The sequence below is a fragment of the Devosia sp. FKR38 genome (assembly GCF_005222805.1).
Lineage (GTDB): Bacteria > Pseudomonadota > Alphaproteobacteria > Rhizobiales > Devosiaceae > Devosia.
The window spans coordinates 1,586,142-1,599,908 of the sequence record NZ_STGC01000005.1 but is presented as its reverse complement, the minus strand read 5'-3'; the positions used below and the strand labels follow the sequence as shown (position 1 = coordinate 1,599,908).

Annotated in this window: 12 protein-coding genes and 1 tRNA gene; 10 read left to right on the top strand and 3 right to left on the bottom strand. The window is 64.2% G+C overall.

All coding sequences use genetic code 11. From position 1 onward, the window contains the following. The first annotated feature begins 81 nt into the window (after positions 1 to 81). From E8M79_RS12710 to E8M79_RS12680, 7 genes are read left to right on the top strand one after another with little or no spacing between them, the layout of a single operon-like run. Positions 82 to 1,107 carry an ABC transporter permease gene (locus tag E8M79_RS12710; protein ID WP_137152252.1) on the top strand — a complete coding sequence of 342 codons (1,026 nt, stop codon included), beginning with the start codon at positions 82 to 84 and terminating at the stop codon, positions 1,105 to 1,107. After that, a complete protein-coding gene (locus E8M79_RS12705) occupies positions 1,104 to 1,988 on the top strand; it encodes an ABC transporter permease (protein ID WP_137152251.1) in 885 nt (294 codons plus the stop codon). The genes E8M79_RS12710 and E8M79_RS12705 overlap by 4 nt, the downstream gene beginning before the upstream one ends. Next, positions 1,985 to 2,830 carry an ABC transporter ATP-binding protein gene (locus E8M79_RS18725; RefSeq protein WP_137152250.1) on the top strand — a complete coding sequence of 282 codons (846 nt, stop codon included), beginning with the start codon at positions 1,985 to 1,987 and terminating at the stop codon, positions 2,828 to 2,830. The genes E8M79_RS12705 and E8M79_RS18725 overlap by 4 nt, the downstream gene beginning before the upstream one ends. Beyond that, complete coding sequence (locus tag E8M79_RS18720; RefSeq protein WP_137152249.1) at positions 2,827 to 3,702, top strand: ATP-binding cassette domain-containing protein; 876 nt, start codon at positions 2,827 to 2,829, stop codon at positions 3,700 to 3,702. Before E8M79_RS18725 ends, E8M79_RS18720 begins: the two co-directional genes overlap by 4 nt. 19 nt (positions 3,703 to 3,721) lie before the next feature. Continuing rightward, positions 3,722 to 5,269: a hydantoinase/oxoprolinase family protein gene (locus E8M79_RS12690; protein ID WP_137152248.1), complete on the top strand. Its 1,548-nt coding sequence runs from the start codon at positions 3,722 to 3,724 to the stop codon at positions 5,267 to 5,269. Then, complete coding sequence (locus tag E8M79_RS12685; protein WP_137152247.1) at positions 5,259 to 6,356, top strand: DUF917 domain-containing protein; 1,098 nt, start codon at positions 5,259 to 5,261, stop codon at positions 6,354 to 6,356. The genes E8M79_RS12690 and E8M79_RS12685 overlap by 11 nt, the downstream gene beginning before the upstream one ends. Positions 6,357 to 6,367: 11 nt before the next feature. Further along, entirely contained in the window at positions 6,368 to 7,450 is a 1,083-nt protein-coding gene (locus tag E8M79_RS12680; RefSeq protein WP_137152246.1) for a DUF917 domain-containing protein, read from the top strand. 827 nt (positions 7,451 to 8,277) lie between these two features. On the opposite strand, the gene E8M79_RS12675 is transcribed toward E8M79_RS12680, so the two are convergent. The 3 genes from E8M79_RS12675 to E8M79_RS12665 all read right to left on the bottom strand — a co-directional run bounded on the left by E8M79_RS12675 (position 8,278) and on the right by E8M79_RS12665 (position 10,584). Continuing rightward, positions 8,278 to 8,787 (bottom strand): hypothetical protein, encoded by a 510-nt coding sequence (locus E8M79_RS12675; protein WP_137152245.1) that lies wholly within the window; start codon positions 8,785 to 8,787, stop codon positions 8,278 to 8,280. Positions 8,788 to 8,991: 204 nt separating this feature from the next. Then, positions 8,992 to 9,067, bottom strand: a tRNA-Thr gene (locus E8M79_RS12670). 77 nt (positions 9,068 to 9,144) lie between these two features. Next, positions 9,145 to 10,584: a mannose-1-phosphate guanylyltransferase/mannose-6-phosphate isomerase gene (locus E8M79_RS12665; RefSeq protein ID WP_137152244.1), complete on the bottom strand. Its 1,440-nt coding sequence runs from the start codon at positions 10,582 to 10,584 to the stop codon at positions 9,145 to 9,147. 77 nt (positions 10,585 to 10,661) lie between these two features. Here E8M79_RS12665 and E8M79_RS12660 point away from each other — a divergent pair, with 77 nt between their 5' ends. The 3 genes from E8M79_RS12660 (at position 10,662) to cysN (ending at position 13,767) form a co-directional block, all read left to right on the top strand. After that, on the top strand, positions 10,662 to 10,895 hold the full coding sequence (locus tag E8M79_RS12660) for a hypothetical protein (RefSeq protein ID WP_137152243.1): 234 nt from the start codon (positions 10,662 to 10,664) through the stop codon (positions 10,893 to 10,895). Between the two features lie 71 nt (positions 10,896 to 10,966). After that, the gene (cysD, locus tag E8M79_RS12655; RefSeq protein WP_137152242.1) at positions 10,967 to 11,881 is read left to right on the top strand and encodes a sulfate adenylyltransferase subunit CysD; all 915 of its coding nucleotides are present in this window, start codon (positions 10,967 to 10,969) and stop codon (positions 11,879 to 11,881) included. Next, the gene (gene cysN, locus E8M79_RS12650; protein ID WP_137152241.1) at positions 11,881 to 13,767 is read left to right on the top strand and encodes a sulfate adenylyltransferase subunit CysN; all 1,887 of its coding nucleotides are present in this window, start codon (positions 11,881 to 11,883) and stop codon (positions 13,765 to 13,767) included. The genes cysD and cysN overlap by 1 nt, the downstream gene beginning before the upstream one ends.

The following is a 13,767-nucleotide window of genomic DNA, read 5'->3' as shown; positions in this document are numbered from 1 at the left end:
CTGCCCACTCCTGTCTGATCCGGCAGGAGTGGGACACCGGCCCCTGATCTGCTTTCCCCCATTCTAGCGAGGGCCATTCGCTTGGAATTTCTCGCTTTCCTCGTCCGGCGTGTCCTGTGGTCGCTCCTCGTTCTGGTGGGGCTTTCCATCGTCATTTTCGCCATTGCCCGCATCGTGCCGGGCGATCCGGCCCGCATGGCGCTGGGCCCGACCGCCACGGCTGAGCAGGTCGCCGATCTGCGCGCCGATCTCGGCCTGGACCGTCCGATCGTCGAGCAATATGGCCGCTTCATTGCCGGCCTGGCCCGCGGCGACCTGGGGCGTTCCCTGCTCAACGAGCGCCCCGTCGCCTCCGATATCCGCGACACCTTTGCGGCGACCTTTGAGCTGGTGCTGTTCACCATCATGCTGGCCTTCGCCTTCGGCGTGCCGCTTGGTGTTGCCGCCGCGCGCTGGAAGGACCGCTGGCCCGACAATCTCGTGCGCGTTTTCGCCATCTTCTGCGCCGTGACGCCCGGCTTCTTTCTGGCGCTGCTGCTGCAGATCCTGGCGGGCTATGTGCTCCATATCCTGCCCACCACCGGACGCCTGCCGCCGAGCATGGACTTTGCCGCCGATATCACCGGGCTCGTGACCATTGACGGCCTGCTGCGGGGGCGCCTCGACGTGGTTCTTGAAGGCCTTCGCTACCTGTTGCTGCCATCGATCGCGCTGGCGGCGGCCACCATGGGCCAGATCGCCCGCATCACCCGTAGTTCCATGATCGACGTCGCCAGCCAGGACTATATCGAGGCGAGCCGGGCCTTTGGCGTGCCGGAGCGGGTGCGGGTGTTCAAATACATGCTCCGCCCCAGCTTCGTGCCGCCCCTGACGATCATGGGCCTCGAATTCGCCTCGCTGATTGGCAATGCCTTCGTGGTCGAACTGGTCTTTGCCTGGCCCGGCATGGCCGCCTATGGCATCCGCACCATCCTGCAGAAGGATCTCAACGCCATCATGGGCGTGGTCATGGTCTCGGGCGTGTTCTTCGTGCTGGTCAATCTGCTCATCGACGTGCTGGTCGGCTTTGTCGACCCGCGCGTCCGGATCCGCGGGAGGCGTGCATGACCGAGATACCAGCCGATAACTCCCCCAGGCGGCTCTCGAACGCCTATCAGAACTGGTACCGTTTCTCGCGCAATCCGACAGCCGTCATCGGCGCGGCCATTGTCGTGATCGTCATCCTCGCGGCCATCCTGGCGCCCTGGATCACGCCCTATCCCGAGCATGTGGGGGCGGTCGTAAACTTCCGGGCCCGCCACCTGCCGCCATCGGCCGAATACTGGTTTGGCACGGACAATGTCGGGCGCGATATCTTTACGCGCACCATCTTTGGCCTGCGCATCTCGCTGCTGCTGGCGCTGGTCGTGCTGGGCACCGCAGTGCCGGTCGGCACGGTGCTGGGCCTATTGGCCGGCTATTTCGGCGGCTGGGTGGAAATCGTCATCATGCGCATCACCGATATCGCGCTGGCCATTCCCCCGCTGGTCATGGCCCTGGCGGTTGCCGCCGTGCTCTCGCCCGATCTGATCAATTCCATGCTGGCTATCGCCGCCCTGTGGTGGACCTGGCATACGCGGCTGATCTATTCGATCACCCGCCAGATCCGCACCCAGGAGTTCATCGAGGCGGCCGAGACCCTGGGCGCCAGCAAGTTCCACATTCTCATCCGCGAGATCCTGCCCAATTGCGTGTCCGCCCTGGCGGTCAAGACCTCGCTCGATTGCGGCTTCGTCATTCTGGTCGGCGCCTCCCTGTCTTTCCTCGGCCTGGGCATTCAGCCGCCCACGCCGGACCTGGGCACCATGGTGGCCTCGGGCTCGGCTTTCCTGCCCGATTCCTGGTGGGAATCGGTCCTGCCGGGCTGCGCAATCCTTGTGGTCGCGCTTGGGTTCAATCTTCTGGGCGATGGTCTGCGCGACCTGTTTGATGTGCAGGAGGTGCGATGAGCCAGGCCCTGCTCAGCGTGGACAACCTGTCGGTGGATTTTTCCACCTATGGACAGACCCACCACGTTCTCAAGAACGTCTCGCTCGATGTCCCCGCGCGGTCGCAGATCGCCCTCGTTGGCGAAAGCGGCTCGGGCAAGACCGTGACCATGAAGGCCATTATGGGTCTGCTGCGTCAGCCCCCCGCCACCATAGCGGGCGGCCGGATCTTCTACGATGGCCGGGACCTGCTGACCCTGCCGGACAAGGAGCGACTCAAGCTGCGCGGCACGGCCATGTCCATGGTCTTCCAGGACCCGATGAGTTCGCTCAATCCGGTCTTCACCATTGCCGACCAGATGACGACTATCCTCAAATATGCCGACCGGCGTCTCGACCGCCAGCGCAATGGCCGCGACCGGCTGGCGCGTGTGCATGAGGTACTGACTCAGGTGCGCATGCGCGATCCCGAGCGGGTTGCGCGGTCTTATCCCATCATGTTGTCGGGCGGCATGCGCCAGCGCGTGCTGATCGCCATGGCGCTGCTCAGTGAACCCAAGCTGCTGATTGCCGACGAACCGGGCACCGCCCTCGACGTCACGACACAGGCGCAGATCCTCAAGCTGCTCAAGGACCTGGTGGAGGCGCGCGGGCTGGCCCTGCTGATGATCACCCACAATCTGGGCGTGGTGCGCGAAACCTCGAGCTATGTCTATGTCATGAACAAGGGCCAGGTGGTCGAGCACCGCCCGACAGCGGAGCTGTTTGCCGCGCCGCGCGAGGACTATACCAAGGCCCTGATCGCTGCCGTGCCGCGGCTGACCGGCGGCACAAGGTTTGGCACTGCAGAGGTGGCGCCATGAGCGCCCCCATGCTGGAGATCGTCGGCCTGACCAAGACCTTTCCGGTGCGCGATGGCCTGGGCCGCTCGGCCGGCGCCGTGCGCGCTGTCGACAATGTCACCTTCTCCATTCCCCGCGGCCAGGTCTATGGCCTCGCCGGGGAGTCGGGTTCGGGCAAGTCGACCATCGCCCGGATGATCATGGGTCTGACGCCCCCGACCGCGGGCGACATCCTGCTCGATGGCGAAAACATCACCGGCCGCACCGGTACGCGGGCTTATGGCCGCAAGGTGCAGATGGTGTTCCAGAACCCCGGCTCCTCGCTCAATCCGCGCCGCACCGTGGCCCAGTCGATCGCCGTGCCGCTCGATGCCCATGGCCACCCGCGGCGGGAGCGGGCAGGGCGCATTGCCGAATTGCTGGACATGGTGCAACTGCCGGCCGATTTCGCCGAGCGCTATCCCCACGAACTCTCCGGCGGTCAGAAGCAGCGGGTCGCTATTGCCAGGGCGCTGGCTGTCGCGCCAAAACTGCTGGTGCTCGACGAACCGACCTCGGCGCTTGATGTCTCGGTGCAGGCGCGTGTCATCGATCTTTTGGTCGACCTCGGTCGCCAGCTCGATCTGACGTTCCTGTTCATCTCCCATGACCTCAGCCTGATGCGCAATTTCGCCCAGCAGGTCGGGGTGCTTTATCTGGGGCAGATCGTCGAGACCGGCCCGACGGCCGAAGTCTTTACCGATCCGCAACACGACTACACGCGCCTGCTGCTTGCCTCCGTACCGGTCATCTCGGCCGAAGAGGAAGCCATGCGGCCCAAGATCCCGCTGATCGACGGAGAAATCCCGACAGCCGAAAAGCTGCTCGCCCTGCGCCAAGCGGCCAAACCATAAAGCCCGAAGGACCAAAACAATGATCAGAATCGGCATCGATGTCGGCGGCACCAATACGGATGCGGTCATCATGGACGGCACCACCGTCATCGCGGGCGTCAAGGCGGGCACCACGGCCGACGTTATGACCGGTGTGGTCAACGCGCTGCAAAAGGTCCTGGCGGCTTCGGGGCTCGACGCCAGCGCAGTGGATGTGGTCATGATCGGCACCACCCATTTTACCAATGCCGTCGTGCAGCGCCGCGACCTGGCGCAGACCGCTGCCGTCCGGCTCGGCCTGCCGGCCACCGCGTCCCTGCCGCCCATGGTGGATTGGCCGGAAGACCTCAAGCAGACCATCGGCAATCATGGCTATCTGGCCCATGGCGGCAACGAGTTCGACGGGCGCATCATCTCCCCGCTCGATGAAGCTGAACTGCTCGGCATTGCCGCTGACATCAAGGCCAAGGGCATCAACTCGATCGCCATCACCTCGGTCTTTTCACCGGTTTCGAGCGACTTCGAAAAGCAGGCCGGGGAGATCTTCGCCAAGGCGCTGCCGGGCGCGCACATCACGCTGTCGAGCGAGATCGGCCGGATCGGCCTGCTCGAGCGCGAAAACGCCGCCATCATGAATGCCTGCCTGCGCGACCTCAGTGCCCATGTTATCGAGGCCTTCCGCAAGGCCATCACCGAAACCGGCATCAAGGGGCGCTTCTATCTGACCCAGAATGACGGCACGCTGATGGATGCCGCCTTTGCCGAGAAATTCCCGGTGCTGACCTTTGCCTCTGGCCCCACCAATTCCATGCGCGGCGCGGCATTCCTGTCCGGTGTTGCCGACGCCATCGTCGTCGATATCGGTGGCACCACTTCCGATGTCGGCTCGCTGCACAAGGGTTTCCCGCGCCAGGCCACCGTCGCCGTCGAAGTGGGGGGCGTACGCACCAATTTCCGCATGCCGGACGTCTTTTCCATCGGTCTGGGCGGCGGTTCCCATGTCGTCGAAACCGACAAGGGCATCACCGTCGGCCCGACCTCGGTCGGATATCGCATTGTCACCGAGGCGCTGATCTTTGGCGGCACCACGCTCACCACCTCCGACGTCATCGTTGCTGCCGGTCGCGCCGAGCTGGGCGATCGCTCCAAGGTCGCCCATCTGACGGCAGATTTCATTGCGCGCACCCAGGACAAGATCACCAGCATGCTCGAGGATTGCGTCGAGCGCTCGCGCCTGTCGCCCGATCCGCTGCCGGTTATCGTTGTCGGCGGCGGCTCGATCCTGGTCGATGGACCGATCGGCGGGCTCGAAGTGATCAAGCCCAATCACTTTGCCGTCGCCAATGCGGTCGGCGCGGCCATCGCCCAGGTATCCGGTGAGGTCGATCGCGTCTATTCCCTGGCCGAGATCGGACGCGACGAGGCGCTGAACGATGCCAAGCAGCGCGCCACCGATGCCGCCGTTGCGGCCGGCGCGCTGCGGGAGACCGTTGCAATCGTCGATGTCGAAGACGTCCCGCTGGCCTATCTGCCGGGCAATGCCACGCGCGTCCGCGTCAAGGCCGTGGGTGAACTTCATGTCGGATAAGGGCTATCTGCTCAAGGAGGACGATCTCCTTCCGCTCTCGATCGGCGCTGCGCTGCTCGGCACCGGTGGCGGTGGTAATCCCTATGTGGGCATGTTGCGCGCGCGCGAGCTGATCCGTCAGGGCGCCCAGGTCCGTGTCCTGCCGCTCGACGCGCTGCCCGATGACGCCTGGATCGGCGAATGCGGCGGCATCGGCGCGCCCGTGGTGGGTGTCGAAAAGATCGAGGAAGGCCGCGAATGCTATCGCGCCATCCGCGCCGTCGAGGATGTGTCGGGCGTCAGGCTGTCTGCTCTGATTTCGGCTGAAATCGGCGGCTCCAATGCCCTCGAACCCGTGATTGCCGCAGCCTATGCCGGCCTGCCGGTGATCGATGGCGATGGCATGGGCCGGGCCTTTCCCGAAGTGCAGATGACCACCTTCTTTATCTACGGCGCCAAGGCGGCGCCGGCGGCGATCGCCGATGACAAGGGCAATGTCGTGGTCTTCAAGGAGGTCATCGACATGTTCTGGCTGGAGACCTTCGCCCGCGGCGTGTCGGTCAACATGGGGGCTGCTGCCGGTCTTGCCATCGCGCCGATGCGCATGGACTTTGTCCGCCGCACAGCCGTGCCCGGCACGGTCACCCAGGCCTTGCAGATCGGCCAGACGGTGCTCGATGCCCGCAAGAAGCGACAGAATGTCGTCGAGCGGGTCGTCGCCGCCACCGGGGGGAAGCTGTTTTTCACCGGCAAGGTCACCGATGTGCGGCGCGACCTCGTCGGCGGCTTCTCGCGCGGCCACGCCCACCTGTCCGGAGTTGGCGATTGGGCGGGCTCGGAAGCGCGCATTGCGATCCAGAACGAGAACCTGGTTCTGTGGGTCGACGGCGTGCCGGTCATCATGGTGCCCGATCTCATCGTCAACCTCGAACTCGACACGGGCGAGCCGATCACCACCGAAATCCTGCGCTATGGCCAGCGCATCGCCGTCATCGGCCTGCCGGTGCACGACCTGATGAAAACGCCGCAGGCCCTCGACATCGTCGGTCCCGCCGCCTTCGGCTATCCCGAACTCACCTTCATTCCCCTCACGTCGTCCGCAGCATAAGGGTCAAAGCCATGGAAATCTTACGCACCATCTATGCTGAGGATATGGAAGACATCGCCACCGGCGGCGCCATTTTGGGCACCGGCGGCGGCGGCGACCCCTATGTCGGCAAGCTGATGGCCCAGCAGGCCATCCGCAAATATGGCCCGGTCCAGCTGATCGATATCGACCAGTTGCCCGACGATGCCCTGGTCGTGCCCGTCTGCATGATGGGCGCCCCCACCGTCATGACCGAGAAGCTGCCGCAGGGCGACGAACTCATCAACGCGTTCCGCGCGCTGGAAAAACTGCTTGGTCGCAAGATCGATGCGGTGCTCTGTGGCGAAGCTGGCGGTGTCAACTCGACGACGCCGTTCGTTGTCGCCTCGATGGCCGGGCTGCCGCTTGTCGATGGCGACGGCATGGGCCGCGCCTATCCCGAACTGCAGATGGTGACCTTTTCCATGCATGGCGTCTCGGCAACGCCCATGGTCCTCTGCGACGACAAGGGCAATTCGCTGGTGCTCGAAACCGTGTCCAATGGCTGGACGGAGCGCCTCGCCCGCGCCGCCACCGTCGAAATGGGCGGCTCGGCCCTCCTGGCCTTTTATTCCATGTCCGGGGCCACCGCCAAGAAGGCCATCGTGCGCGGCACGCTGACCCTCTGCGCCGCGCTGGGCCAGACGCTGCGCGAGGCCAAGGCCGCCCATGTCGACCCTGTCGCGGCCATCGTCGACAAGCTCGAAGCCAAGGTGATCTTCCACGGCCGCGTCAAAGATATCGATCGCCGCACCGTCGGCGGTTTCGCGCGCGGTACGGCCCGCTTTGAAGGCGTCGAGGAATGGAAGGGCCACGATTTCCGCCTCGACTTCCAGAACGAGTTCCTGATGGCCGAGCGGGACGGCAAGGTCCTGGTCACCACGCCGGATCTGATTACCCTGGTCGAAGCGGAATCAGGTCTGCCCGTGACCGCGGATTCGCTGCGCTATGGCCTGCGGCTGATCGCGCTGGCGCTGCCCGCCAATCCCCAATGGCTGACGCCGGCAGGCATTGAGCTGGTTGGCCCGCGCTACTTCAAATACGACGTCGACTACACGCCCTTCTTTACGGACTGACTTTCGGTCACGTCACTGCCGATCAATGGCCGCTTCATGGGGGGCTGACAGCCGGACTTCGCATTGTCTGGCCGCCCGGCATGAATTCTTGGGTATTGATTTTCCCGTCTAGTAGAGCGTCTCTGCCCCGCATGGTTTGCAGAAGGTTCAAAACCGCGGCTTTGCCACTGAACCGCACTGACCACGGTCTTGGTCTGGCGGCGGCTTTTGGGAACTTCTGGCAGCGTCCGGATGAACGGAGTGGGGCGCGAAGCTGCCGGTCCGTTACTGGGAGTTGTGTTATCCCGCTGAGGTTTTCTGGCTTCGAGTTTAGACGCCCAGGGTCCAACCAACCTCCCCACTGTCAAATGCCGCTCCGATATAACCCGGCACGCTAGTGCTGTGCCGGGGAAAACTGGATGCTTTCGCTGCGCGCTGACGCCCGCGCATTGGACAGTGGGACCCTTGCGGTTGGCCTTGACCCCGGATCTTCCCGCTTGCGCCTGCGGCGCTGCCCCAGCAGCTCGTACTGCTGGGGTTGGGGATGATAGGCGGGCTGCTCCGGCGTCAACCCTGCGCTTGGTTGCCAACAGCTCTGGGGGGGTGACGGGACTCCTGTCGTCGTTGCGCGGACGCCTGGACGGCATCCGCCAGCGACCGCCACCTTTCGACTGGGCGTCTTACGCCGGTCGAAAGAACCGTCCCCGCAGCCTGCACTATGGTTGCAGTCGCCACCACCGGTCACCCCGCACCCTTTCTTCTCTTTTCTTATTGTCAAAGATACCTTCGGCGCTTGCGCCGTGTCCTGCCTGGGCCTCGAGGGCCCGGGCAGGACATCTCTTTGCTTTCTATGCGGTGCCGCTAAGCTGCGGCAGCTTGGGTGCGAACTTCGGCGCCTTGGCGAGCAGGTGGTAGGAAAGCCACGGGTAGAGGATCGCCAGCATGCTAACCCACCGCGAGAGCTGCGATCCGCCATGTTCGCTGGTCGCCTTGCGCAGCTGCGTGGCCTGAGCCCGGGTCATGATCGAAGGGAAGGCGGGGACGAGCTTTTCCACCAGCGCGACCAGCGGCGCCCAGCCCCAATGACCGAGCACGAGGTCGGTGCGGCGCCGCAGGTCGTCGAGCATCGCGGTGTCCGTCTCGACGGTCAGGTCGATGCAGCAGAGTTCTACCAGTTGCAGGAACGCCAGGACGTCGCCGACACCGCTGCCGATGGCGCGTTCATACTTGTCGCCGTCGACGAAGGCGGCGATTGAGCGCCAAGCCGGCAGCACCATCTTGAGGGGCTGGCCTGCCGCGGCATTGGCACGGATGCGATGGCGCAGCGCGCCGAATGCGGCGTCTGCCTGGATCTCCATCGATTAGACAAAGAAGGAATGTGAGTGCGTGATCCGCCATCACTACCTCGCGGGCGCTCTGACACCGTGACTCAAAAACTCGAACTCGCGGACTCGCACGCGGCGAAGCCGGGCAAACTATAATCCACGTCAAAAACTGTGAACTGAGAGGCTAAGCAAGCGAGAATGCAGATGGCTGAAGAGCGCACAAATGCTGGAGAAATCTGGTGCCGGCAACAGGGTTCGAACCCGTGACCCCCTGATTACAAATCAGGTGCTCTACCAACTGAGCTATACCGGCATGCGCAGGCGTGTAGCATCGACGGCGGCTGGCTGCAATGGTGGCGTTTCGAGTTCGCGCGGTCCATTGGCGGCGCCCTATGGGCCCTCGGTTGTCCGGCCGAATTCGTCGTCGAGGCGTACGATATCGTCCTCGCCGAGATAGGAACCAGTCTGGACCTCGATCAGCTCCAGCTCGATGCGGCCGGGGTTGGCCAGGCGATGGATGCAACCGGCGGGCAGGTCGATGGACTGGTTTTCGGTCAGGGTGGACACCCTTCCATCTATTGTGACCTCCGCTGTTCCGCGCACCACGATCCAGTGCTCGGCGCGGTGGTGGTGGCGTTGCAGGCTGAGCCGACGGCCGGGCCTGACGAAGAGCCGCTTGACCTGAAAGCGCTCGCCGCTGAGCACCGAGTCATAGCCGCCCCAGGGGCGATATTGCCTGCGATGCACCTTGGTGAGCGGCGCGGTATCCTTGCCGGCACGCAGCCGCTGCACCATCGCACCAACGCGCTGCGCATCGGCCAGACGGCCGACAAAGACGGCATCATGGGTGGCGATCACGGCGATGTCGTCGAGGCCATCGACGGCGACATGGGGATGGTCCGACACCACCAGGGCATTGTGCACCGCGCCCAACGTCACCGGTCCACGGGTCAGATTGTTGTCGGCGTCGCGCGGCCCGGCTTTCCACAACGCGTCCCAGCTGCCCAGATCTGACCACGCGAAGTGCACCGGCAGCACCACGGCGCGCTTGGTGTGCTCGAAAACAGCATGGTCGACTGAGATATCCGGCGCCGAGGCGGTCGCGTCGGGGGCGAGGCGGAGGAAGTCGAGATCGACCCGGGCCTGCGCCAGGGCCTGATGCGCAGCGCTGGCGGTCTGCGGCGCCAGGCTGGCGCATTCGGCGAGAAAACTGCCGGCGTGCAGCATGAACATGCCCGAATTCCAGAGATAGTCGCCGTCGGCCAGCATGCGCTGGGCCGCTTCGGCGTCGGGCTTTTCGACAAAGGCATCGATGGGCCGGACCCCCACCGCGGGGCCGGGTGCGGCCCTGATATAGCCATAGCCGGTTTCGGGGCGGTCCGGGGCGAGGCCGAAGGCCACCAGGGCGCCGGCGCGCGCGGCTTCCGCCGCCTGGCTGACGGCGGCGAAATAGGCAGCGTCGCATTCGATCAGGTGGTCGGAGGGCAGCACGAACAGCGTGGTGTCGTCGCCCCAGAGCGTCGCGGCATGGGCGGCGGCAATGGCGATGGGCAGGGCCGTGTTGCGCATCACCGGCTCGAGCAGGATGGCGCCCAGTGTCATGCCCAGGGCCGCCGCCTGCTCGGCCACCTCGAAACGGTAGTCGGCATGGGTCATGATCAGCGGCGGTGCATAAAGGGCAGGGTCGTCCACCCGCTGCAGCGTCTGCTGGAACAGGGTGAGCGTGGCATTGAGGGGTAGAAACTGCTTGGGTCGGGCCGTCCGCGACAAAGGCCATAGGCGCGTACCCTGACCGCCGGCCAGTATCACGGGTACAATCAAATTCGACATCAGTAACCCCCAAGTTGTGATGAGCGAACGATTTTATTGTTTGCTTAGCATGTTGGTGTTCGACAGTGGAAGTCGGCATGAAGACTGTCGGATCGGCACGCTTCGGCCTGCGCATCACGCCGGCCACCGCCGTCAGGGTGCTGGACCCCGAACTGTGGGGAGAACTTTTTTTCTGCACCGGCCAAGTCCGACGCATTTTCCTGCGCGCGATGCCGGTCGACAAAGTGGCGCCTTGGCACGGTTGGCAAGCCCTTGAGACGATTGTGCTAATCGCCTCGTTAGCCCCGGATTTCCGGCCTTTTTCGCCTTGATCGACGCTGGCGCCCGTCATACCTACAGAGCCTGTTTCAGGCCTGGTCCACAGGCGTGCCTCCGGAGCGTGATGACAGTGCAGAGCCAGTCGCTGACCCATTTGCAGGCCCTTGAAGCCGAGAGCATAGAAATCCTGCGTGAGGTGGCGGCCAGTTTCGAGCGGCCGGTGATGATGTATTCGATCGGCAAGGATTCGAGCGTCCTGCTGCATCTGGCGCGCAAGGCGTTCTATCCCAGCAAAATTCCGTTTCCGCTGCTGCATGTGAACACGACGTGGAAGTTCCGCGAGATGATCGCCTTCCGCGACAGCATGGCGGAAAAGTACGGCTTCGACCTGATCACCCATACCAATCCCGAGGGGCTGGCCAACAACGTCAACCCGTTCGACCACGGCTCCTCGCGCTATACCGACATCATGAAGACCCAGGCGCTGCGCCAGGCGCTCAATGCCGGGCGCTATGACGCGGCCATCGGCGGGGCCCGGCGCGACGAGGAAAAGTCGCGCGCCAAGGAGCGCATCTTCTCCCACCGCAATGCCAACCATGCCTGGGACCCCAAGAACCAGCGGCCCGAGCTGTGGAAGGTGTTCAACACCCGGCTCAATCCGGGCGAGAGCATGCGGGTGTTCCCCATCTCGAACTGGACCGAACTGGACGTGTGGACCTATATTTACGACCAGGGGATCGAACTGCCCTCGCTCTACTTCGCCAAGCCGCGCCCGGTGGTTGAGCGCTCCGGCACGCTGATCATGGTGGACGATGCGCGCATGCCGCTCGAGCCGGGCGAGGCCGCCCGCATGGAAATGGTGCGCTTCCGCACGCTGGGTTGCTATCCGCTGACCGGCGCCATTCGCTCCGACGCCGCCGATCTGCCCTCGATCATCATGGAAATGCAGGCCAGCCGCACCTCGGAACGCGAAGGCCGGCTGATCGACAGCGACAGCGTCGGTTCGATGGAAAAAAAGAAGCAGGAAGGGTACTTCTGATGAGCCTTTCCGCACCCAATGCCAATACCGATATCGCCCTGTGGCTGCAGCAGCAGACCGACAAGTCGTTGCTGCGCTTTCTGACCTGCGGCAGCGTCGACGACGGCAAGTCCACGCTGATCGGGCGGCTGCTCTATGACAGCCAGTTGATCCTGGATGACCAGTTGGCGAGCCTGAAGAAGGAAAGCCACAACCGCACGACGGGCGATGAGGGCATCGACTTTTCGCTGCTGGTGGATGGGCTGACCGCCGAGCGCGAGCAGGGCATCACCATCGATGTGGCCTATCGGTTCTTTTCGACCGACAAGCGCAAGTTCATCGTCGCCGACACCCCCGGCCATGAGCAATATACCCGCAACATGGCGACCGGCGCCTCCAATGCCGATCTGGCGCTGGTGCTGATCGATGCGCGCAAGGGCGTTCTCACCCAGACCCGCCGGCATAGCTTCATCCTGTCGCTGATCGGGGTGAAACACGTCGTGCTGGTGGTCAACAAGATCGACCTGGTTGACTATGAGCAGGCGGTATTCGATCGCATCGTTGCCGAATACCGGGCCTTTGCCGCGCCGCTGGGCTTCAAAACGCTGGAGGCCATTCCGGTCTCGGCCCTGCGCGGCGACAATATGCTGGCCCAGAGCCCGAACACGCCCTGGTATGGCGGCCCGGCGCTGGTGCCATATTTGGAAACCATCGATGTCAGCGAGGATCGCTCGGCGCAGCCGTTCCGCTTCCCCGTGCAGTGGGTGAACCGGCCGAACCTGGATTTCCGCGGTTTTTCGGGCACGGTGGCCTCCGGCGCCATTGCGGTGGGCGATGAGGTGCTGATTGCCTCCTCGCGCAAGCCGGCCGTGGTCAAGCGCATCGTCACCATGGATGGCGATCTCGACCAGGCCATTGCCGGGCGGGCGGTGACCCTGGTGCTTGATCGCGAGGTCGATATTTCCCGCGGCGATGTGCTGTCGTGGCCCGGCGAGACCCCGGAATATTCCAATCAGTTCCAGGCGCGCGTGATCTGGATGAGCGAAGAGCCGGCCTATCCGGGCCGCTCCTATCTGCTCAAGGTCGGGGCGCAGACCATTTCGGCGACCATCACCGATCTCAAATTCCGCACCAATGTGAACACGCTTGAGCAGACTGCGGCCACCAAGATCGACCTCAATGAGGTGGCGACGGTGACCCTGGCCACCGACAAGCCGATTGCCTTTGACAGCTACAAGACCAATGCGCTCACCGGCGGCTTCATCCTGGTGGACCGGCTGAGCAATGCCACGCTGGGCGCCGGCACGATCGACTTCGGCCTGCGCCGCGCGCAGAACCTGACCTATCAGGCCTTTGACGTGAACCGCGACGTGCGCGCGGCCATGAAGGGGCAGTCACCGCAGATTGTCTGGTTCACGGGCCTGTCCGGTTCGGGCAAGTCGAGCGTGGCCAATCTCTTGGAACGGCGCCTGACCGCCGAGGGCAAGCACCTCTATATCCTCGATGGCGACAACGTCCGCCACGGCCTCAACAAGGACCTTGGCTTCACCGAGGCGGCGCGCGTCGAAAACATCCGCCGGGTCGCCGAAGTGGCGCGGCTGATGGCCGATGCCGGGCTGATCGTGCTGGTGTCGTTCATCTCGCCATTCCGCAATGAACGCCGCCTGGCGCGCGAAATCGCCGGCGACCTGCGCTTCTCGGAGGTCTATGTCGATACCCCCATCGAAGTGTGCGAAGCGCGCGACCCCAAGGGCCTCTACAAGCGGGCCAGGGCCGGCGAGATCAAGAACTTCACCGGCATCGACAGCCCGTTCGAAGCGCCCGAGCACCCCGATCTGGTGCTGCACGGCGCCCAGTTCGAGGTCGCCCAACTGGCCGACCAGCTCTACGACTGGCTCAAGCTCTAA